This is a genomic window from Caballeronia sp. INML3B, assembly GCF_023631305.1.
Lineage (GTDB): Bacteria > Pseudomonadota > Gammaproteobacteria > Burkholderiales > Burkholderiaceae > Caballeronia > Caballeronia turbans.
Genome location: NZ_JALQDI010000112.1, coordinates 1 through 254 on the forward strand (window position 1 = coordinate 1; position 254 = coordinate 254).

Annotated in this window: 1 protein-coding gene; it reads right to left on the bottom strand. The window is 62.6% G+C overall.

Annotation, left to right across the window (positions count from 1 at the left end; genetic code table 11):
• Window positions 1-67: 67 nt before the first annotated feature.
• On the bottom strand, window positions 68-254 hold a 187-nt coding region (locus tag NCS58_RS34095), incomplete at its 5' end, for a hypothetical protein (protein WP_250539051.1).

The following is a 254-nucleotide window of genomic DNA, read 5'->3' on the forward strand; positions in this document are numbered from 1 at the left end:
GTGCCGGACAGCAAAAAAGGAAAGCATCGGTGCCGACGGGATACCGGCGGGGTGCCTTCGCTCAACGCTACTCAATGTCGTTGTAACGCTTGTCCTTCCAGGTGCCGCTCACGACCTGATTCCAGTCGTCGTTGGCCAGCTGCCCGACTCTCATCGCCCAGCCTGCGTAGCGGCCGTACTCAGCTGGCTCTGGAGCGGTCCATTCCCAGGTGTTTGTCGTGACGTGGACGCCGAGGCGATTCGTGGCCTCGCGG